The sequence below is a fragment of the Streptomyces sp. cf386 genome (assembly GCF_900103585.1).
Lineage (GTDB): Bacteria > Actinomycetota > Actinomycetes > Streptomycetales > Streptomycetaceae > Streptomyces.
This window is the reverse complement of record NZ_FNHV01000014.1, coordinates 51,083-70,898: the sequence shown is the minus strand read 5'-3', so window position 1 is coordinate 70,898 and position 19,816 is coordinate 51,083. Positions and strand designations below refer to the sequence as shown.

16 protein-coding genes and 2 tRNA genes are annotated in these 19,816 nt (G+C 70.9%); 4 read left to right on the top strand and 14 right to left on the bottom strand.

The window, feature by feature from the left end; all coding sequences use genetic code 11:
- The first annotated feature begins 116 nt into the window (after positions 1 to 116).
- A complete protein-coding gene (gene rpsT / locus BLU79_RS31685) occupies positions 117 to 383 on the top strand; it encodes a 30S ribosomal protein S20 (protein ID WP_093909403.1) in 267 nt (88 codons plus the stop codon).
- Between the two features lie 187 nt (positions 384 to 570).
- On the opposite strand, the gene BLU79_RS31680 is transcribed toward rpsT, so the two are convergent.
- The 9 genes from BLU79_RS31680 to leuS form a co-directional block, all read right to left on the bottom strand.
- Positions 571 to 969 carry a nuclear transport factor 2 family protein gene (locus BLU79_RS31680; protein ID WP_093909402.1) on the bottom strand — a complete coding sequence of 133 codons (399 nt, stop codon included), beginning with the start codon at positions 967 to 969 and terminating at the stop codon, positions 571 to 573.
- A 140-nt stretch (positions 970 to 1,109) separates the two neighbouring features.
- Positions 1,110 to 2,099, bottom strand: a complete 990-nt coding sequence (gene holA / locus BLU79_RS31675) for a DNA polymerase III subunit delta (RefSeq protein WP_218137801.1) — start codon at positions 2,097 to 2,099, stop codon at positions 1,110 to 1,112.
- 156 nt (positions 2,100 to 2,255) lie between these two features.
- Entirely contained in the window at positions 2,256 to 2,501 is a 246-nt protein-coding gene (locus BLU79_RS31670) for a hypothetical protein (RefSeq protein WP_093909400.1), read from the bottom strand.
- Between the two features lie 334 nt (positions 2,502 to 2,835).
- Positions 2,836 to 3,675, bottom strand: a complete 840-nt coding sequence (locus BLU79_RS31665) for an arylamine N-acetyltransferase family protein (protein WP_093909399.1) — start codon at positions 3,673 to 3,675, stop codon at positions 2,836 to 2,838.
- Positions 3,676 to 3,679: 4 nt separating this feature from the next.
- Positions 3,680 to 6,424: a ComEC/Rec2 family competence protein gene (locus tag BLU79_RS31660; protein ID WP_093909398.1), complete on the bottom strand. Its 2,745-nt coding sequence runs from the start codon at positions 6,422 to 6,424 to the stop codon at positions 3,680 to 3,682.
- Complete coding sequence (locus BLU79_RS31655) at positions 6,421 to 7,293, bottom strand: ComEA family DNA-binding protein (RefSeq protein ID WP_256333526.1); 873 nt, start codon at positions 7,291 to 7,293, stop codon at positions 6,421 to 6,423. The genes BLU79_RS31660 and BLU79_RS31655 overlap by 4 nt, the downstream gene beginning before the upstream one ends.
- Positions 7,294 to 7,966: 673 nt before the next feature.
- Positions 7,967 to 8,812 carry a DegV family protein gene (locus tag BLU79_RS31645; RefSeq protein ID WP_093909397.1) on the bottom strand — a complete coding sequence of 282 codons (846 nt, stop codon included), beginning with the start codon at positions 8,810 to 8,812 and terminating at the stop codon, positions 7,967 to 7,969.
- Between the two features lie 93 nt (positions 8,813 to 8,905).
- Entirely contained in the window at positions 8,906 to 9,739 is an 834-nt protein-coding gene (locus BLU79_RS31640; protein WP_093909396.1) for a hypothetical protein, read from the bottom strand.
- Between the two features lie 192 nt (positions 9,740 to 9,931).
- On the bottom strand, positions 9,932 to 12,805 hold the full coding sequence (gene leuS, locus BLU79_RS31635) for a leucine--tRNA ligase (protein WP_093909395.1): 2,874 nt from the start codon (positions 12,803 to 12,805) through the stop codon (positions 9,932 to 9,934).
- A 470-nt stretch (positions 12,806 to 13,275) separates the two neighbouring features.
- Here leuS and BLU79_RS31625 point away from each other — a divergent pair, with 470 nt between their 5' ends.
- Both BLU79_RS31625 and BLU79_RS31620 read left to right on the top strand, forming a co-directional pair.
- Entirely contained in the window at positions 13,276 to 14,640 is a 1,365-nt protein-coding gene (locus tag BLU79_RS31625; protein WP_177001251.1) for a ferric reductase-like transmembrane domain-containing protein, read from the top strand.
- Positions 14,640 to 16,253, top strand: coding sequence for an NADH-quinone oxidoreductase subunit NuoF family protein (locus BLU79_RS31620; protein WP_093909392.1), 1,614 nt, complete (start codon positions 14,640 to 14,642; stop codon positions 16,251 to 16,253). Before BLU79_RS31625 ends, BLU79_RS31620 begins: the two co-directional genes overlap by 1 nt.
- A gap of 164 nt (positions 16,254 to 16,417) precedes the next feature.
- Here the strand turns inward: BLU79_RS31620 and BLU79_RS31615 are convergent.
- Positions 16,418 to 16,490, bottom strand: a tRNA-Ala gene (locus tag BLU79_RS31615).
- A 112-nt stretch (positions 16,491 to 16,602) separates the two neighbouring features.
- Between BLU79_RS31615 and BLU79_RS31610 the strand changes: the two genes are divergently transcribed.
- Entirely contained in the window at positions 16,603 to 17,805 is a 1,203-nt protein-coding gene (locus tag BLU79_RS31610; protein ID WP_371131977.1) for a glycosyltransferase 87 family protein, read from the top strand.
- On the opposite strand, the gene BLU79_RS31605 is transcribed toward BLU79_RS31610, so the two are convergent.
- The 4 genes from BLU79_RS31605 to rsfS form a co-directional block, all read right to left on the bottom strand.
- A complete protein-coding gene (locus BLU79_RS31605; protein WP_003976229.1) occupies positions 17,784 to 18,017 on the bottom strand; it encodes a hypothetical protein in 234 nt (77 codons plus the stop codon). The genes BLU79_RS31610 and BLU79_RS31605 overlap by 22 nt on opposite strands.
- 446 nt (positions 18,018 to 18,463) lie before the next feature.
- Positions 18,464 to 18,536: transfer RNA gene (locus BLU79_RS31600), tRNA-Ala, on the bottom strand.
- Positions 18,537 to 18,609: 73 nt separating this feature from the next.
- Entirely contained in the window at positions 18,610 to 19,281 is a 672-nt protein-coding gene (locus BLU79_RS31595) for a histidine phosphatase family protein (protein ID WP_093909390.1), read from the bottom strand.
- Entirely contained in the window at positions 19,278 to 19,724 is a 447-nt protein-coding gene (gene rsfS / locus BLU79_RS31590; protein ID WP_093909389.1) for a ribosome silencing factor, read from the bottom strand. The genes BLU79_RS31595 and rsfS overlap by 4 nt, the downstream gene beginning before the upstream one ends.
- Positions 19,725 to 19,816: the final 92 nt, after the last annotated feature.

Genomic DNA, 19,816 nt, shown 5'->3' with positions numbered 1-19,816 from the left:
AGCCTGGGTGGCTGTGTCTCATGCCCTCTCAGCACGAGGCACTGAACATGACAAGGAAAGTGATGCGAAGGCACGTCCAGTGCTCGCACGCATCTCTACGTTGAAGAGGCTCATTCGTGGCGAACATCAAGTCCCAGATCAAGCGGATCAAGACCAACGAGAAGGCTCGGCTGCGCAACAAGGCCGTCAAGTCCTCCCTGAAGACCGCGATCCGCAAGGCCCGTGAGGCCGCTGCCGCGGGTGACACCGAGAAGGCCACCGAGTACCAGCGCGCTGCCGCGCGTCAGCTCGACAAGGCCGTCGCGAAGGGCGTCATCCACAAGAACCAGGCCGCCAACAAGAAGTCGGCGCTTGCTTCGAAGGTCGCTTCCCTCAAGGGCTGAACCCCTTATCTGGTCTGATCGCCGGAAGGACCCAGAGCGGGCCCTCTCTCATCCGCTCCCGACCGGCACCCCGGATTCGCACGCGGCCTGCGTTCGCCACGCGGGTGCGAATCCAGCAGCCTGATCCGAAGGCCCCGGCACCTCGCCCTTCCCCAGGGCGCGAGCCGGGGCCTTCGGCATGCCTGCGTCACGTCCAGAATTCGTCGGCCTTGTCGATGTCCGAGACGCACTCGTCGAGATCGGTGATCTTGTCACCGACGATCCGGAAGACGATGCCGCCGTTCTCGTCGATGTGCTTGTCGCCCCGGTCCGCGGTGAAGCGGTGCACGGACATGGCGTGCCCACGTCCGTCGACGAATATGTCGCGCAGCTCGACCTGGAACGACCCGCCCGTCTCCGAGTAGAGCCGGCCGTAGTACCCGTCGAGGATCGAGTCGATCCCCTTGAAGTCCCCCGAGAGCGGATGGGAACCGGGCACGTGGTGCGCACAGTCCCCGGTCATCATGGAGCGCAGAGTGTCCATGTCTCCGCGCTGGAATGCTTCGTAGCCCTTGCGGACGAGCGCCGCGTGCGGGTGTTCAGCCATGGCGGTCGCCACCTTTCCCCAATCCGGCGATGAACGACTGATACACCCGATTCTCCTCCTCACCTGGCGATGGGAGGGGCCCTCCTCTGGGGGAGGGCATGCCAGACCCCGCGACGCCGGGATGATCCGCCGGACAGGCCCTAGCCACGCCCTCTGGACCGAGCCGCCCTCGCGATCGTCACGACCGCCTTCTCCAGGGCGTACTCGGGGTCGTCCCCGCCGCCCTTCACACCGGCGTCGGCCTCGGCGACCGCCTGCAACGCGACCGCCACTCCGTCCGGCGTCCACCCCCGCATCTGCTGCCGGACACGGTCGATCTTCCAGGGCGGCATGCCCAGCTCCCGCGCAAGGTCGGCGGGGCGCCCGCCGCGGGCCGAGGACAGCTTCCCGATGGCCCGCACGCCCTGCGCGAGCGCGCTGGTGATCAGGACCGGCGCCACGCCCGTCGCCAGCGACCACCGCAGCGCCTCCAGCGCCTCCGCTGTCCGCCCCTCGACCGCCCGGTCGGCGACGGTGAAGCTCGACGCCTCCGCGCGACCCGTGTAGTACCGCCCGACGACCGCCTCGTCGATGGTCCCCTCGACGTCGGCGACCAGCTGACTCACCGCGGCCGCCAGCTCCCGAAGATCGCTCCCGATGGCATCGACCAGCGTCTGACAGGCCTCGGGCGTCGCCGACCGCCCGGTCGCCCGGAACTCCTGCCTGACGAACGCCAGCCGATCCGCCGGCTTCGTCATCTTCGGGCACGCCACCTCCCGCGCCCCCGCCTTACGGGCGGCATCGAGCAGCTTCTTGCCCTTTGCCTGACCGGCATGCAGCAGCACCAGGGTGATCTCCTCGGCGGGCGACCCCAGATATGCCGTCACGTCCTTGATCGTGTCGGCCGACAGGTCATGCGCATGGCGCACGACCACGACCTTGCGCTCCGCGAACAGCGAGGGACTGGTCAACTCGGCCAGCGTGCCGGGCTGCAGCTGGTCCGGAGTCAGCTCCCGCACGTCCGTGTCGGCATCGGCGGCCCTGGCGGCAACCACCACCTCCCGCACGGCACGATCGAGCAGCAGCTCCTCCTGACCCACGGCGAGGGTCACGGGGGCTAGGGGGTCGTCATTCGCAGTCTTCCTGGCCATCGCGTAAAGCATGGCATGGGGGACTGACAACGGGGGCGGCACCCGTATGCGCCTGGGTTGCGGGCAGCGGGACCGGCGTAGCCGACCGGACGATCGGAGGGGCTGCGTGGCCCACGCCGGGCCGACCGCAACGCCCGGCACCGGTCAAGCTACGAACTACGGCTCCTCCCGCCACCCGTCCCACTCCCCCGCGAACTCGTCCAGCTCCCCCGGATCCAGCCGCCCTGCCTCGTCCCGCAGCACCACCAGCCACTGCGCGTCCTCGGCATCGTCCTCTCCGGCCAGCGCATCCCGCACCAGCCGCGGCACCTCGTCGACCCCGAACCGCTCCCCGAGCGCCTCCGCGGCCTCCTCCGCCGCGTCACGATCGGGCAGCACCAGCACATGTCTCACATCGCTCACGGAGCAATTCTCAGGCACCGCCGAGACACGAACGCCCACCGAGTCCCGCGCACGAACAGCCCCCGGTGGCGGTGGCGGCGGCCCAGAGCGACCCCGAGCGCCCGTCCAACCCACGGTGCGATTCGCCCGAGTCGCCTGAGTCACCCGAGTCACCCAAGTCGTCCGACTGCGCCGACCCGATTCGCCTGAGCGAGGCGACTACCTCCGGCGCGACCCGCCCGAGCTACTTGACCATCCCCGGCACGATTCACCCGAGCGACTTGACCACCCGCGGCAGGATTCGCCGGAGCGGTCAGACGCCCCGGTCCGTTCTCCCGAGCGGCCCCCGGCCCAATCAGCCGTCCCGGCTCGGTTTCCGCACCGCCGGCACCCGATCCAGCTCGATCCCGAACCGCTCCCGGTACACCCCCAGCACCTCCTCGTCCGTGCCCAACTCCCTCGCCTCACGTGTCCCGTCGGCCGCCGTCGTCTTGAACGTGCGCCCGCTGAGCGTGATCCGCCCTCCTTCCTCCGTCACCCGCGAGCAGATCAGCGACTGCGTGAAGTGCGACCCCGGCGAGGTGCTGTGCCACCACGCCCCCACCACGAAGTCGCCCAGCACCCGAGGCCGTCGCTCCAGCCGGTACTCCGGCCTGCCGTCCATCACGACCTCCAGGTCCGCCGCCTCCGCCGCGTCATGCCCGCCGCGCACCCCGGCCGTGTCCGGCCCGGCCTCGACGATCCGGAACACGCCCGCCGGATCCACCTGCTCGCCCCGCGCCTCGAACGCCAGCGGATAGTGACTGTGCGCCCCGAAGCCGACGTCCGCCAGCCACGAGCCCCCGTCCACCGTCCCCACCTTCAGCGCCATGTGGTCGTAGGGAATCCCGAGCTGCCCCTCCTTCCCGTGCACCCGCGCCGCCAGCAGCGTCACGTCGAAGCCCAGCGCCGTGAGCAACACCCCGAACGCGCCGTTCAGTTCGTAACAGAACCCACCCCGTCCGGCCCCCACCACCTTGTCCAGCAGTCGCTTCTCCTCCAGCACGATCTCCTCGCCGAGATGGATGGAGAGGTTCTCGAAGGGCACGGTCTGCAGATGGCGCACATGCAGCTCGCGCAGCACATCCACCGTGGGCCACGCCGGGTGCTCGACCCCCAGGCGGCTGAGATAGGCATCAACCTCAACGGAATCCATGCCCTCAGTCTCCCGCCACCATGAGCTCCGCGCCCGCACCCGCGACCGCCAGCGCCCCGTCCTCGTCCGTCCGCAGCACCACCGCGCCCTGCGCCCGCAGCGCCGCGACGGTGCCGGGAGCCGGGTGGCCGTACGGGTTGTCCTCACCGCAACTGATCAACGCCAGCCGCGGCGCCGCCCGCCGTATGAGCTCCGGGTCCTGGTACGCCGAGCCATGGTGGGCGACCTTGAGCACATCCACGCCGCTCAGCAGCGCCCCGGCCGGCGATCTCAACAGCGCCCGCTGGGCCAGGGGTTCGAGATCCCCGAGCAGCAGGAGCCGCAGCCCGGCCGACCGGACGAGCAGGGTGACACTGGCGTCGTTCGGACCCTCCGGTTCCGGCACCGGGTGGGGCGGTGGCCACACCACCTGCCAGCTCAGGGCCCCGGTGCGCCGCGCCTCTCCGGCGGCGGCCCGTGTCACGGGGATGCGGTGGGCGGCGGCCTCCCTCCGTACGAACTCCACTTGGTCCACGGGCTCTTCGTGCCCCGTCGCCTCGATCGCGCCCACCTCACGCCCACGCAGCACGCCGGGCAGGCCCGCGACGTGGTCGGCGTGGTAGTGGGTCAGCACGACGAGCGGGATCCTGGTGATCCCGAGCGTGCGCAGGCACCGGTCGACCAGCGTCGGGTCGGGGCCGGCGTCCACGACCACGCCCGTGCCCTCGCCCGCCGCGAGTACCGTCGCGTCACCCTGCCCCACATCGCACATCACGAACCGCCACCCGGGCGGCGGCCACCCCGTGACCACCCTGGTCACCGGCGGCGGCTGGAGCACCACCAGCAGGAGCAGCGCCCCGCAGACACCGCACCACCAGGGGTGCCGTGACAGTCGCCGGCCGGCCAGCAGGACGACCACCGTGGCGAGCGCGAGCAGTGCCGCCCCGGTCCAGCTGCCGGGCCAGTCCACGCCCGCTCCGGGCAGTGCCGCGCCCGTCCGGGCGACGTCCGCGATCCACCCGGCCGGCCAACTCGCGCACCAGGCCAACGCCTTGGCCACCGGCATCGCGAGCGGTGCCGTCGCCAGGGCCGCGAAGCCCAGCACCGTGGCCGGTGCGATCGCGAACTCCGCGAGCAGATTGCACGGCACCGCCACCAGGCTCACCCGAGCCGACAGCACCGCCACGACCGGCGCGCACAGGGCCTGCGCGGCAGCCGCGGCCGCCAGCGCCTCGGCCAACCTCGGCGGCACCCGGCGCCGGCGCAACGCCGCGCTCCAGCGGGGCGCGAGGGTGAGCAGGGCGCCGGTGGCGAGCACGGAGAGCAGGAAGCCGTAACTGCGGGCCAGCCACGGGTCGTACAGCACCAGCAGCAGGACGGCCGTCGCCAGCGCCGGGATCAGTGATCTACGGCGTCCGGTCGCCAGGGCCAACAGCGCTACCGCCCCGCAGGCCGCGGCCCGCAACACGCTGGGGTCCGGCCTGCACACGACGACGAACGCGAGGGTGAGGCCTCCGCCGAGCAGCGCGGTCGTCCGCAGGGAGATGCCGAGGCGTGGCGCGAGGCCACGGCGCTCGACCCGCTGGGCCAGGCCGGGTGGGCCGATGAGCAGGGCGAGGATGATCGTGAGGTTGCTGCCGGAGACGGCGAGTGTGTGCGCGAGATCGGTCTCCTTGAACGCCTCGTCCAGCTCCGGGGTGATCCGCGAGGTGTCCCCCACGACCAGCCCCGGCAGCAGCGCCCGCGCGTCCCCCGGCAACCCGTCGGTCGCCTCCCGCAACCCGCCCCGCAACCGCCCCGCCAGCTGCTGCGCCGCAGTCGGCTGCCCCACGACCTCCGGCACGGCAGGGTCGCGCACCCGCAGCACAGCCGCGATCCGGTCCCCGTCGTCCAGCGCGGGAGCGAGGCGAGCGGTCACGCGCAGCCGCGTGGAGGGGAGGAGCCGCAGCCAGGGCGAATGCCGGTCAGCAGCGGACCGGGGTGTTCGGTTGGGGTCCTGGGACGTTCGGTCGGGGTCCTGGTCGGCGTCCTGGGTTCGGTCGACATCGGATGATGTTCGACCGGCGTCGTCGGCGGACCCCCATCCCCCGTCGACGATCATCAGCACCGGTGCCCGAGTCACCACCGTGCCGTCCGCCTCCTCTACGCGCCGTACATCCGCGTTGACCAGCACGGAGGCCGGTGCCATGTGATTCCCCCTGATCCGGGGCCGGGTGAGCCGTGGATCGGAGGTGACCTCGACCTCGGCGGTCACGGTGGCGTACTCCGCCGCCAGCCCCGGCACCGGTCCGCGCCGCAGATCGGCCCCATGGAGCCCGGCGGAGAGGGCTGCCGCGGCGACGCAGAGCAGGACAGCGGCGGCGGAGGTGCGGGGCCAGGTGAATCGCGCGGGTGCGGGGTCCTGCCTGTGCGGCTGCTTGAGCGGACCCGGCGAAGAATCCCGCCCCGCGGCTGCGTCCCGCACGGTCGCATGACCGGCGCGTCCATCCCCTCGCCGCCTCAACAGCAGCACGCCTGCCGCGACCAGGCATAAGACCGCCCCGCCAGCCACCCACACCGATGAGGCATCCAGCATCAGCGCCGCAGTTGCCCAGGCGGCAAGAGCGGGTGGGACGAGTCGAAGGTCCGTCGGTCCTTCCTGTCGGGGGTGGGACTCGCCGAGCCGGCTTCCGGACGCGGCGTGAACGGCGGCGCGGGAGGGCGCGGGGTCGAGTGTGCGGGTGGTTCCGCGGGCGGTTTCGCGGGCGGCTCCGCGGGCGTCGTGGCTCATGGCCGTACGAGATTCCGGAGGTCGGCGAAACGGCGGGCGCCGATGCCGTTGACTTCTTGCAGCTCGTCCACCGAGCGGAAGCCGCCGTGCTGGGTGCGGTAGTCGAGGATGTGCTGGGCCAGCACAGGACCGACGCCCGGGAGGGTGTCGAGCTGGTCGACGGTGGCCGTATTGAGGGAGACCGGCGCGGCGGGCCCCGCACCGGCGACGGCGGCAGCACCCGAGCCGGTGCCGGGCGCTGCCCCGGGGACGGCGGCCGGAGCGCCGACGATCACCTGCTCGCCGTCCACCAGGAACCGGGCCCGGTTGAGGCCGTCGGTGTTCGTGCCGGGACGCACCCCACCGGCCGCGCGCAGTGCGTCCGTGACACGCGAGCCCGCCGGGAGGCGATGAATCCCCGGCTCACGGACCTTGCCGCTGACGTCCACCACGATCTGCGGCGCAGCCGTGCCCTCGGCACCCGGCACACCGGCCGCCGACGCACCCGCTGCGGGCCCCTCACCTGGCTCCCCGTCCCCGTACGGGGCCGCCGCCCGCACCACCTCGGGCGCCCGCACGGACTGCGCTCGGCCGCTCCAGAAGTGCTGCGCGGCGAACCCGGCGGCCAGGACGAGCACCACCGTGAGCGCGACCACGCTCCGCCGCTCCAGCCCACACCTCGCCTGCAACCAGACCGGCATCCGCTCCCGCACCGCCAGCCCGGCCCGCGCCCGCCACTCCCGGGTGCCGGAGTCACCACTCCCGGCATCAGCGCGGTGACCGGCCCCTGCGACCGCACCGGCATCTGCCGTACCCGGATCCGGCACGGCACCGGCATCTGCCGTACCCGAATCCAGCACCACACCGGCACCCGCATCACGCGAGCCCAACACCACATCCCCACGCGGGACATCGGAGTCCACAGGGACATCAGCAGACGGACCCCCTGGACTCACGCCCGCATCCCCGCGCCGGGGATCGGGACTCACGCCCACATCCCCACGCCGGGGATCGGGACTCACCCTCACACCAGCCGACAGCGCACCGAGCCCCGCCCCCACTCCACGCCGCAGGCCCCCGGATTCCGCCTCCCCACCAGCCCCAGGCCCACCCGGTCGCCCCACCGCCCCACCGGCCCCAGGCCCACCCGAACCCTCGGACCAGCCGCGGGGCCCGTCCTCCGCCTCCTCCCTCGGCGGCCCCGCCCCCGACTCCCCCCACTCCCCGGCCCGTTCGGCGAAAATCACCTCCGCCCGCCGGCGCAGTTCCTCCGCCGATGCATACCGTTGCTGCCGCGCCCGACCTCCCGCATGCAGGCGTCGGTGGCGAGCACGGACGTCGGAGTGAGGGCCGCGGCCCGGGCCGCTGGTCACAGTCGTCGTGCGTGTGCGTGTGCCCGTACGGGGACGTGATCGAAATGCCATGCGACGAGCATCGGACACCTCGCCCCACCCGCGATGATCTTGCTCAATTCCCGGGGATTACCGCCCAGTTGTGGATAACTCCGCCACCCACACGAGTGGCTTCAAGAGACTCCGAGTGGCTAACCGCCGGAAACGCCCGTCACCGCGGCGAAACCACAACCCCCAACAACCCAGGCCCCGTATGCGCCCCGATCACCGCCCCGACCTCACTCACATGCAGATCGGCCAACCCCGGCACCCGCGCCCGCAACCGATCCGCCAGCGCCGACGCCCGGTCGGGAGCGGCGAGATGGTGCACCGCGATGTCGACCTGTGCGCTGCCCGCCCGGTCGGCCGCGATCTCCTCCAGGCGGGCGATCGCCTTGGATGCCGTCCGCACCTTCTCCAGAGGGCCGATCCGGCCGCCCTCCAGCTGCAGCAGCGGCTTCACCGCGAGCGCGGAGCCCAGCAGGGCCTGCGCGGCGCCGATGCGGCCACCGCGGCGCAGATAGTCGAGGGTGTCGACGTAGAAGTAGGCGGCCGTCGCCCCGGCTCGCTTCTCGGCGGCCGTCACCGCGTCGTCCATCGTGCCGCCCGTCTCCGCCGCCTCGGCCGCGGCGAGCGCGCAGAAGCCGAGCGCCATGGCGATCATCCCGGTGTCCACCACCCGCACCGGCACCGGCGCCTCGCGCGCCGCGAGGACCGCCGCGTCGTAGGTGCCGGAGAGCTCGGCGGACAGGTGCAGGGAGACGATGCCGGTGGCGCCGGACTCGGCGACCTTGCGGTAGTGCTCCGCGAAGACCTGGGGGCTGGGGCGCGAGGTCGTGACAGGGCGTCGCTTCTGCAACGCCTGAGCGAGGGAACGGGTCGAGATCTCGGTGCCCTCGTCCAGCGCCTGATCGCCGAGGACCACGGTCAGGGGTACCGCGGTGATGCCGTGGCGCTCCATCGTCCGCGGCGGCAGGTAGGCCGTTGAATCGGTGACGATCGCGACATGGCGGGACATGAGCTGGAGGTTACCTGGCGTAGCGCCCGGGCGGCAGCCCGACCCCGCTCACCCGGTCATGCCTTGACCTGATCATCGACTGCTCACACAGGCTCAAGTCGTGCTCTCGGGGCGGGTCTTCTTCTGCCAGGGGTACGTCGGGCGCGGGCCGGACGGGGCGATGGCGGGCCTGGTCGGCTCCTCGGCCCGCTGCGTCCGGGGGCTGTCCGGCCAGGTCTGCTCGGTCGTCGCGGTCTCGGGGGCCGGGGCCTCCGGCCACGGGGGCGGCGTCGACGACGGAGGCGGCGCCGACGGAGACTGCGACGGCGAAGGCTTCGACGGCTGAGACTGCGCCGATGCCTGCGACGAATGCTCCGTCGCGGGCTCCGCCGGGGAGGGCTCCGTCGTCTGCCAGTGCCGCAGGGCGCCGGTCTCCACGTCGATCTGCGCGCTGAGGCTGTCCAGGTCGTCTTCGGCGAAGCGGTGGGCGCGGTCGCGGACCGCCCAGCGCAAGGCGTCCGCCGACTGCACGATGCGCTCCGTGCGCTCGCGCAGGTCGGGCAGTCGCTCGGTGAGCGTCGAGCGGTCGGGGTCGGATTCCAGGCGTCGCAGTTCGGCGTCCAGTTCGTGCCCGTGCGCGCTGAGGCGCTGGAAGAGGCCCAGGGACTCCTTGAGGGACTCGTCCTCGGTCGCGCCCGCGTGCAGCGCGTCCTGGGTGGCCCGCATGGAGGTGCGCAGCTTCAGCCGCAGCTGGGCGATCTCACCGACCGGGCCCGGCTGGGCGAAGGACTTGGCCCGCAGGGTGTGGTCTTCGACGGTGCGCCGGGCGTGGGTGATCGTCTCGTCCACACGGCGCTTGGCGGCGCCGACCACCTTCACCGTGGCGTACGCACCGAGCGCCACGAAGAGCACGAAAAGCAGGGCGACGACTGCGATCACTGCTTCCACGAGCTCCTCCTCCGGCCGACCACGGCACATGCCGTGTCACTCTTCAACGGTAAACGCAGCGGGCAGGCCCGGAGTTCCAGCAGAACCCCGAACCTGCCCGTAGGGGATCACCCCGAGCCAAGATCACCCGGAGACATCCGCCACACTCACGGCGATTCCGAGCCGTCGCAGGCTCAAACCGCCGGACAATGCCTACGCCGGAACGATGTTCACCAGCTTCGGCGCCCGCACGATCACCTTCCGGATCCCGGCCCCGTCCAGCGCCGCCACGACCTTCTCGTCGGACAGCGCGACCTTCTCCAGCTCCTCCTCGGAGATGGCCGGCGAGACCTCCAGGCGGGCCTTGACCTTGCCCTTGATCTGTACGACGCAGGTCACGGTCTCGTCCATGACGTACGCCGGGTCGGCGACCGGGAAGTCCTGGTGGACCACCGAGTCGGTGCGGCCCAGCTTGCGCCACAGCTCCTCGGCGATGTGCGGGGCCAGCGGCGCGGCCATCAGCACCAGCGCCTCGGCCACGGAGCGCGACACCGCGCCGCCCGCCTTGGTCAGGTGGTTGTTCAGCTCGGTGACCTTGGCGATGGCGGTGTTGAACCGCATGCCCTCCAGGTCCCCGCGCACGCCGTCGATCGCCTTGTGCAGGGCACGCAGCGTGTCCTCGTCGGGCTCGGCGTCGACGACCGTCACGTCACCGGTCGTCTCGTCGACCACATTGCGCCACAGCCTCTGCAGCAGTCGGAACTGGCCGACCACCGCGCGCGTGTCCCACGGCCGGGAGACGTCCAGCGGGCCCATCGCCATCTCGTACAGCCGCAGTGTGTCGGCGCCGTACTCGGCGCAGATCTCGTCCGGAGTGACCGCGTTCTTCAGGGACTTGCCCATCTTGCCCAGCAGCCGGGAGACCTTCTCGCCCTGGTAGTAGTACGCGCCGTCGCGCTCCTCCACCTCGGCGGCCGGCACCGCGATGCCACGGCTGTCGCGGTAGACGTAGGCCTGGATCATGCCCTGGTTGAACAGCTTGTGGAACGGCTCCGCCGAGGAGACGTGCCCCAGGTCGAACAGGACCTTGGACCAGAAGCGCGCGTACAGCAGGTGCAGCACGGCGTGCTCGGCGCCGCCGACGTACAGGTCGACGCCACCGTGCGGCTGGCCCTCGCGCGGACCCATCCAGTACTGCTCGATCTCCGGGTCGACCAGCTTCTCGCTGTTGTGCGGGTCCAGGTAGCGCAGTTCGTACCAGCAGGAACCGGCCCAGTTGGGCATGGTGTTGGTCTCACGCCGGTACCGCTTCGGGCCGTCGCCCAGGTCCAGCGTGACGTTGACCCAGTCCTCGTTGCGCGACAGCGGCGTCTCGGGCTGGGTGTCGGCGTCGTCCGGGTCGAAGGTGCGCGGCGAGTAGTCCTCGACCTCGGGCAGCTCCAGCGGCAGCATCGACTCGGGCAGGGCGTGGGCGATGCCGTCCTCGTCATAGACGATCGGGAAGGGCTCGCCCCAGTAGCGCTGGCGGCTGAACAGCCAGTCACGCAGCCGGAAGTTGACGGTGCCCTCACCGACACCGGACCGTTCCAGCCACTCGGTGATACGAGCCTTGGCCTCGGCGACGCCCAGGCCGTCCAGGGACACGCCCTCACCGGTGGAGTTGATGATCTTCGCGTCGTACGACCCGAAGGCGTCCTCCCACGTCGAGGTGTCCGTGCCCCGGCCGTCCGTCGGCTCGACGATGCAGTGGATCGGCAGCTCGAAGGCGCGCGCGAACTCGAAGTCACGCTGGTCGCCGCAGGGTACGGCCATGATCGCGCCGGTGCCGTAGCCCATCAGGACGTAGTCGGCGATGAAGACGGGGACCTTGTCGCCGTTGACCGGGTTCGTCGCGTACGAGCCGATGAAGACACCGGTCTTGTCCTTGGCCTCGGCCTGGCGCTCGACGTCGGACTTCGAGGCGGCCTGCGCGCGGTAGGCGGCGACGGCCTCGGCGGGAGTCGCGTGACCGCCGGTCCACACGTCGTGGGTGCCCTCGGGCCAGGCGTCCGGGGTGAACTTGTCGACCAGGGGGTGCTCGGGGGCCAGCACCATGTAGCTCGCGCCGAACAGGGTGTCGGGGCGCGTGGTGAAGACGGTGATGCGCTCGCCGTCCACGGGGAAGTCGACGCGGGCGCCCTCGGAGCGGCCGATCCAGTTGCGCTGCTGCAGCTTGATGGCCTCGGGCCAGTCCAGCTCGTTCAGGTCGTCCAGCAGCCGGTCGGCGTATGCGGTGATCCGCATGTTCCACTGGCGCAGCTTGGCCTTGAAGACCGGGAAGTTGCCGCGCTCGGAACGGCCCTCGGCGGTGACCTCCTCGTTGGCCAGCACGGTGCCCAGGCCGGGGCACCAGTTGACCGGCGCGTCCGAGGCGTACGCCAGTCGGAACCCGCCCAGGACGTCGGCGCGCTCGGCGGTGCTCAGCTCGCTCCACGCGCGCGTGTGCCCCGGTACGGCCCGCTCACCGGACTCGAACTCGGCGATCAGCTCGGCGATCGGCCGGGCCTTCTTCGCCTCGTCGTCGTACCAGGAGTTGAAGATCTGCAGGAAGATCCACTGGGTCCACTTGTAGTAGTCCGGGTCGATCGTGGCGAACGACCGGCGCTTGTCGTGGCCCAGGCCCAGCCGGCGCAGCTGGACCTTCATGTTCTCGATGTTGGCCTCGGTGGAGACACGCGGGTGCGTGCCGGTCTGCACGGCGTACTGCTCGGCGGGCAGGCCGAAGGCGTCGAAACCCAGGGTGTGCAGGACGTTGTGGCCGGTCATGCGCTGGAAGCGCGCGAAGACGTCGGTCGCGATGTAGCCCAGCGGGTGGCCGACGTGCAGGCCCGCACCGGAGGGGTACGGGAACATGTCCATGATGAACTTCTTGGGCCGGGCGACGACCGCGGGGTCACCCGCCAGGTCACCCTTCGGGTTCGGCGCGGCGTACGTGCCCTCGGCGTCCCAGAAGTCCTGCCAGCGTGCCTCGATCTCGGCCGCCACGGCGGCCGTGTAGCGGTGCGGCGCTGCTGCCTCGGCGGCGGCAGCGGGGTTCGTCTCGCTCATGATCCTCAAAGCTCCATCGATCGTCTCTGCCAACGGCTGCGGTTCCCTGGAAACGAAAAATCCCCTCGCACAGGAGGGGACGCCGCGCCGATTCCGACCATCCGATTCACCCGGTGGTCGGGACTGATCAGCGCGGCCCGCTAAGCAGAAGGCGTACGGCACGCATGGCGTCAGGGTACCGCAGCGCCGGATCGGGTCGCGACGGGCTTCCGGTGGAGCTCGCGGCGGGCTTCCGGAAGGGCCGCGCGATGAACAACAGGGCCCTCGTTTGCGTACCTCAGAGTTGTGAAGACCTCGAAAAGTTGAACAGCGCTCAACTGTTACCTGGCGTAACAGTCACTAAGGGGCATCACAAGCCCCGCACAGCCCGTAGATAACAACGCAATAACTCAAACGCCGTACCCACCGGTATGGAGCCACTTAGAGTGCGGCAGCGGGACCGCCTTCCCGAACCGCTCGGAGTTGCCCCCATGAACCCTCGTCGTAGTAACAGTTCGCTCCCCAGGACGGGCCGGTCGGCCTACGGGGTGGCGACCGCTGCTGTTCTGCTGCTCATACCCCTGGTCGTGTTCCTCGGCGGCGCCTGGCTCCAGGAGTTCCTCAACTTCGGCGCCGGTGTCCTGTCGCTCGTCTGCCTCACCTGCTCGGTGATCTGGGGCCTCGTCGCCCAGGACCGGATGATCCTCAACACCCGCCAGCGGATCATCGCGCAGGGCATCCACCGGGTGACCGCCGTGGCCTCGATCGCGTTCCTTCTGGTGCACATCGGCGTCAAGCTGGCCCTGGACCACGCCAGCCCGGTCGCCGCACTGATCCCCTTCAGCCTGGTGCTCTTCGGCGGCGACGAGATCCCGGGCAGCGCCTTCCTCATCGGCCTGGGCTCCCTGGCGGCCCTGCTCATGGTCTTCGTGGGCGTCACCGGCGCACTACGCAACCAGTTCGCCTCCCCCGCACCGGTCGCCGCGCGCTGGCGCGCCATGCACATGCTGGCCTACCCGGCCTGGTGCGCCGCCCTGATCCACGGCCTGTTCGCGGGCCGCCCGGCGAAGACCTTCTTCATGGTCTGCTACGAGCTGTGTGTGGTGGCCGTCGCCGCGGCTCTCGCGCTGCGCGCCGCCCCGCGCCCGGTGAAGCGCAAGTTCGCCGACCGGATCGCCCTGCTCATCGGCAACGAGCCGGGGGGCCGCGAGGACCTGGAGGAGAGCCGCGCCAGGGTGGCGTCCGGGAACTCGCTGCCGGGCTACGAGGAGCAGCGCCCGTCCCGTTCGTCCCGCCCGTCGCGCGACGAACGGACCGGCCCGCTGCCCGGCATGCCGGCTCAGGCCCCGTCGGCCGCGGAGACCACAGGCGGCTTCGCAGCCGCCTACCGGGCCGTCAACCCCCGCTCCCGCGGGCAGCAACAGCAGCCGTACGCCGACCAGACCGCACGCATGGACCTGCCCCTGGACATGCAGCCGACGGAGGCGATCCCCCGCGTCGACGGCAGCGGCAGCAGCACGGGCAACTGGCCGATCCCCTCCCCGCCGCCGGTCGGCGAGGCTCCCCCGTCGGCCTACGACCCGCTCAACGACACGGGATACAACATCCCCGTCTACGGCAATTCGGGTCCCTCGGGCTATGGCTCGGGGGCTCCGGGCTACGGTTCGGGAGCCGCCGGCTACGGCTCGAGTGATGTGTACGACACCGCTGAGACGAACGCCGTCTTCGGTACGTACAACCAGAACGACACGTACAACAACAGCGGTCCCGCCACTGAAACACTCCCCGGTGCCTCGTACGACTTCGACGCACCGGGTTCGGGCGAACCTTGGAACACGCCTTCCGGAGGCTTTTAGTGAACGAGGCCCTGCCCGACGTACCAGAAGTCCGCGTGGTCGGTCTTCCCCAGCTCACGTCGGGCTTCGACCTTGTGGAAAGACTCGATCTGCCCATGCATCTGAAGGTGCACGGGCCGCTCGAACCGTTGGGCGGCGAGCAACTCGCGAAGCTCGCCGAGAACATCAACCTGAAGGGCCGCGGCGGCGCGGGCTTCCCCTTCCACAAGAAGCTGCGCTCGGTCGCCGAGTCCGCGATCAAGCGCGGGGTACGGCCGGTCGTCGTGGTCAACGGCAGCGAGGACGAGCCGGCCTGCCGCAAGGACACGGTGATGATCAACCGTGCCCCGCATCTCATCCTGGACGGCGCGCTGCTGTGTGCCGAGGCCCTGGGTGCCCGCACGCTCGTGGTCGCGGTCACCCGGGAGTCCACCCAGCGCTCGATGGAGGCCGCCCTCGCCGAACGCGGCCTCAGCAACAGCCGTCGGTCCGCGCTACGCGCGTTCGTCCAGCGCAACCCGGTGCGCATGGTCACCGGCGCCGCCGCCTCCGTGATCCGCTCCATCGACGGCGGCCCGGCGATCCCGCCCGGCCGCAAGGTCAGCGCCTCGCAGAACGGCGTCGGCGGCGCACCCACCCTGCTGTCCAACGCCGAGACCTTCGCCCAGCTGGCCATCGCCGCCCGCATCGGCCCGGAGCGCTACGGCAACACCGGCTTGTACGACGAGCCGGGCACCGTCATGCTCACGGTCTCCGGCGCCGTCGCACGCCCCATGGTCATCGAGGTCCCGACGGGCGTGCCGCTGCGCTACGTCCTCCAGCTCGCCGGCGCCCCGCCGGTGCCGCAGGGCGTCCTGACCGGCGGCTACCACGGCAAGTGGATCGACGCGGCGACGGTCAACGAGGCGATCGTCTCGCGCAACTCCCTGGACGCCGTGGGCGGTTCACTGGGCGCCGGCGCGATCCTGCCGATCACTCAGGAAACCTGCCCGCTCGGCGAGTCCCTCCGCGTCGCACAGTGGCTGGCCGAGGAGAGCGCGGGCCAGTGCGGCCCCTGCTACCTCGGTCTGCCCGCCGCCGCGCGCGGCATGGAGGACATCCTCAACGGCGGCGGACCGGCCGCCCTGGAGGCGCTCAAGCAGGTCGCCAAGAACGTGAAGCGGCGCGGCGCGTGCTCGCACCCGGACGGCTCCGCGATGTTCCTGGAGTCGACCATCAAGGCGTTCACCGACGACCTCGCGGCGCACGTCCTCGGCAACGGCTGCGGACGGCCCGTGGAGGGCGTTCTGCCGCTCTTCGAGGGCGGCAGGGGACCCTCGGGCATCCCGGGCGGCGCCGAGGCGGAGGAGAACGGCCCCAGCCGGCAGAAGATCTACGTCGACTGGACACTGTGCCGCGGCCACGGCCTGTGCGCGGACATCCTCCCGGAGGTCTTCCAGCTCGGCGCCGACGGCTTCCCGACCGTCGCCCAGGCGAAGGTGCCGCGCTACGCCGAGGCCAAGGCCATCCGCGCGGTCCGCCGTTGCCCCGCCCTCGCCCTGCGCCTCGAGGAGGACACACGCGCGCAGGACTCGTCCCGCAACAACCTGCCGGTCCTCTCCCAGGGCCGCGGCAGGCGCGCCCTGGGACGCTGACCGGGCACGCACGCGCAGAGGGGCCGTCGCCAGGCCGGACGGCCCCTCAAGTGTCTCTGGAACCAGGTGTAACCGAGTGGGACCAGGGGTCCGCGGAACGAACACAAGGGTTTCGGGAACGAAAAAGATCCCGCCGAATCGAAACGACTCGGCGGGATCTACTGTGGAGCTAAGGAGAATTGAACTCCTGACCTCCTGCATGCCATGCAGGCGCTCTACCAACTGAGCTATAGCCCCTTGCTTTGGTCCGCCCGGTTTCCCCGGCGGCGACGCCAACATTACCGGGCGACCTGGTGCAGCACCAAATCGATTCCGGTCCGCACCGATACGGGCACTAATGTCTGCCTTTGTGACCGTGATCGCGTCCCCCGCCGTCCGCCGTCGAGCGCCGGTCGCCCTGGGGGTGTGCCTGGTCTCCTTCGCCGCGTTCTGGGTGGCGCAGCGGGCCGCGCACGTCTCGATGATCGACCTGATGGTGTACCGGGCCGAGGGCGCGACCGTATGGGCCGGCGGCGACCTGTACGCGCTGCGGACGACGGCCGCCCGCCTCCCGACCACCTACCCGCCGTTCGCGGCCCTGCTGTTCACTCCGCTGACGCTCCTCGACACGGCGACGATGCGGACCCTGGGGACCGCCGGGAACCTCGCCCTGTTCGTGGTGTTCGTACGGCTGTCCCTGCGTCTGGTCGGGCACGCGCGCGCGGAGAGCGTGTGGTGGGTCGCGGCGCCGGCCGTGTGGTGCGAGCCGGTGTGGACGACGCTGCGGTACGGGCAGATCAACCTGCTGATCGCGGTCCTGGTGCTGTGGGATCTGTCACGGCGACCTCAGGACCGCTGGGTCGGCGTCGGCATCGGGCTCGCGGCGGCGGTCAAGCTGACGCCCGCGCTGTTCGCGGTGTTCCTGCTCGTCACGGGCGTCGTGGCGCACCGCCGGCACGGCTCGGGCCGACCGTGGCTGCGGCACGCGCGCGTGGCGGCCGCCTCGTTCGCCGGGGCGACCCTGCTGGCTACGGCTGTACTGCCGTACGACTCCTGGCGTTTCTGGACTCGCATGGTGTTCGCGGCGGGGCGCGTCGGGCACGCCGAGGACACCGCGAACCAGGCCCTGCGCGGCGTTCTCGCGCGACTGCTGCACACGCCGGAGCCCGGGGCCGTCTGGGTCCTCACGGCGGCCGTGGTGGCCGCTGCAGGGCTGGGCGTGGCCGTCGCCGCCGAGTTGCGCGGAGGGCGGGCCTGGGCGGTGACCGCGTGCGCAGTGACGGCGCTGCTCGTCAGCCCGGTGTCCTGGTCGCACCACTGGGTGTGGTGCGTGCCGGCCGTCCTGCTCCTCGCCACGCGCGCGTACCGGGCCGCGGCCCTGGGCACGCTGCTGGTCTTCTCCTCGTACACCCTGTGGTGGGTGCCACATGGCCGAGGCCGGAACGAACTGCACCAAAACGGCATCGAGTTGATGTTGTCAGCCGGCTACGGAACGGCGGGCTGCCTTTTCCTCGTGATCGCCGGGGTCGCCTTCCGGAACCCCGGCCGCGGTCAAGCCGTGACGAAGGAATAGAAGCGCTTGAGTGTGCAGTGTTCTTCGAGGAGACGACCGTAGATCGGTTCGCCCTCGAGTTCACGGTAGGTCTCGATGGGGTCGCCTTTTATGATCAGCGCCCGGGCGCATTCCTCGCACCAGTACTGGTAGTCGGGGTTCACCGGTTCCATGTCACGGACGATCGGCGTTCCGCTGCCGCACCAGTCGCACTTTCGCCTGTGTGCACCCATCGATCAGCTCCAGCTGTGGCCGCAGGCCGTGCACACGTAGGAAATTCCGCCGTTGTCTCCGAGGAGCTGGGCGACATGGACGGAGCCGCAGGAAGGGCAGCTGAGGCGGGTGATCGTATCCCGTGTCAACGCTGCTTCGAAGAGGTGACCGACCTCTCCGAGGATGCTCGCAGGCATCACCACTCCCTCCCGTCGGGCCGCGCCCCCTCCGGCCGTTTGATTCTGCCACGGCCGGACCAATACGGTCAGCGACGCCTCAGTACCAGTCCGGACACGGCAGCCTCCGCGGCCGTACGAACCGTGCGAACACGCACCCCAAAGCGCCTCTCCTGAGAGGTATACGCCTGCGAGGCCCAAGTGACTCAAGCCAGGCCCGGAGCAGTTCGGTGCGGATACCAGAAGATCCCGCCGATCGAAGCGATCGGCGGGATCTTGTTGTCTCGCTGTGGAGCTAAGGAGAATTGAACTCCTGACCTCCTGCATGCCATGCAGGCGCTCTACCAACTGAGCTATAGCCCCGTCTGTTCCTCCCGCTCGGCGGGCGAACAAGAAGAACTGTAGCCTGCGACCTGCCGGAAAGTGAAATCCGGCGTCAGTCGTCGTCGCCGAGCACAGGCTCCGGCAGGGTGCCGGCGTTGTGCTCCAGCAGACGCCAGCCGCGGGCGCCCTCGCCCAGGACGGACCAGCAGCAGTTGGTCAGGCCACCGAGGCTCTCCCAGTGCCCGGGCTGAAGGCCCAGGAGACGGCCGATGGTCGTCCGGATCGTGCCGCCGTGGCTGACCACGACGAGCGTGCCGTCGTCCGGGAGCTTCTCGGCGTGCCGGAGCACCACGGGCGCGGCACGGTCGGCGACCTCGGTCTCCAGCTCACCGCCGCCCCGGCGCACCGGCTCACCGCGCTTCCACGCGGCGTACTCCTCGCCGTACTGGGCGATGATCTCCTCGTGCGTCAGGCCCTGCCAGACGCCCGCGTAGGTCTCGCGCAGACCCTCGTCGTGCGTCACCTCCAGGCCGGTGAGCCCGGCCAGCTCGGCGGCCGTGTCGACGGCGCGCTGGAGGTCGGAGGCGATGATCGCGTCGGGCTTGAGGCTGACGAGCAGCCGGGCGGCGCGACGGGCCTGGGAGACGCCCGCCTCGGTGAGGGCGACGTCCGTGGAGCCCTGGAAGCGGCGCTCCACGTTCCAGGAGGTCTGGCCGTGCCGCCACAGGATGACGCGGCGGCCCCGGCCGGACCTGCCCGCGAGTACGTCGCCGGCGGCGCTCATCGCCACTCACCGCCCAGCTCGGCCGCCTCCTCGGCGGCCTGCAGCTTGGCGTGCTCCGCGGCCTTGCCGCGGGTGGCCTTGGCGTCGTCGGGCAGGTCGAGCTCGGGGCAGTCCTTCCACAGCCTCTCCAGGGCGTAGAAGACACGCTCCTCGCTGTGCTGGACGTGCACCACGATGTCGACGTAGTCGAGCAGCACCCAGCGGGCCTCGCGGTCGCCCTCTCGGCGCACCGGCTTGGCGCCGAGCTCCTTCTGGAGCCGCTCCTCGATCTCGTCGACGATCGACTTGACCTGGCGGTCGTTGGGCGCGGAGGCCAGCAGGAAGGCGTCCGTGATCGACAGCACGTCGCTGACGTCGTAGGCGATGATGTCGTGCGCGAGCTTGTCGGCGGCTGCCTGGGCAGCGGTGGTGACGAGCTCGAGGGAACGGTCGGTAGCGGTCACTACAAGGCTTTCGGGTCGGCGGTCACTTGACATCAAGGGTCTCACGGACCGCCGACAGCACCCCACGTGATAATCGGCTCACGTGGGGTGCC

Excerpts from the sequence above, each read along its gene's own strand:
- BLU79_RS31680 (WP_093909402.1), bottom strand. The coding sequence starts at position 969 with ATGGCTGAACACCCGCACGCGGCGCTCGTCCGCAAGGGCTACGAAGCA.
- BLU79_RS31660 (WP_093909398.1), bottom strand. The coding sequence starts at position 6,424 with ATGAGCCACGACGCCCGCGGAGCCGCCCGCGAAACCGCCCGCGGAACC.
- BLU79_RS31665 (WP_093909399.1), bottom strand. The coding sequence starts at position 3,675 with ATGGATTCCGTTGAGGTTGATGCCTATCTCAGCCGCCTGGGGGTCGAG.
- BLU79_RS31645 (WP_093909397.1), bottom strand. The coding sequence starts at position 8,812 with ATGTCCCGCCATGTCGCGATCGTCACCGATTCAACGGCCTACCTGCCG.
- BLU79_RS31605 (WP_003976229.1), bottom strand. The coding sequence starts at position 18,017 with ATGGGTGCACACAGGCGAAAGTGCGACTGGTGCGGCAGCGGAACGCCG.
- BLU79_RS31625 (WP_177001251.1), top strand. The coding sequence starts at position 13,276 with ATGAACCCTCGTCGTAGTAACAGTTCGCTCCCCAGGACGGGCCGGTCG.
- leuS (WP_093909395.1), bottom strand. The coding sequence starts at position 12,805 with ATGAGCGAGACGAACCCCGCTGCCGCCGCCGAGGCAGCAGCGCCGCAC.
- BLU79_RS31595 (WP_093909390.1), bottom strand. The coding sequence starts at position 19,281 with ATGAGCGCCGCCGGCGACGTACTCGCGGGCAGGTCCGGCCGGGGCCGC.
- holA (WP_218137801.1), bottom strand. The coding sequence starts at position 2,099 with ATGGCCAGGAAGACTGCGAATGACGACCCCCTAGCCCCCGTGACCCTC.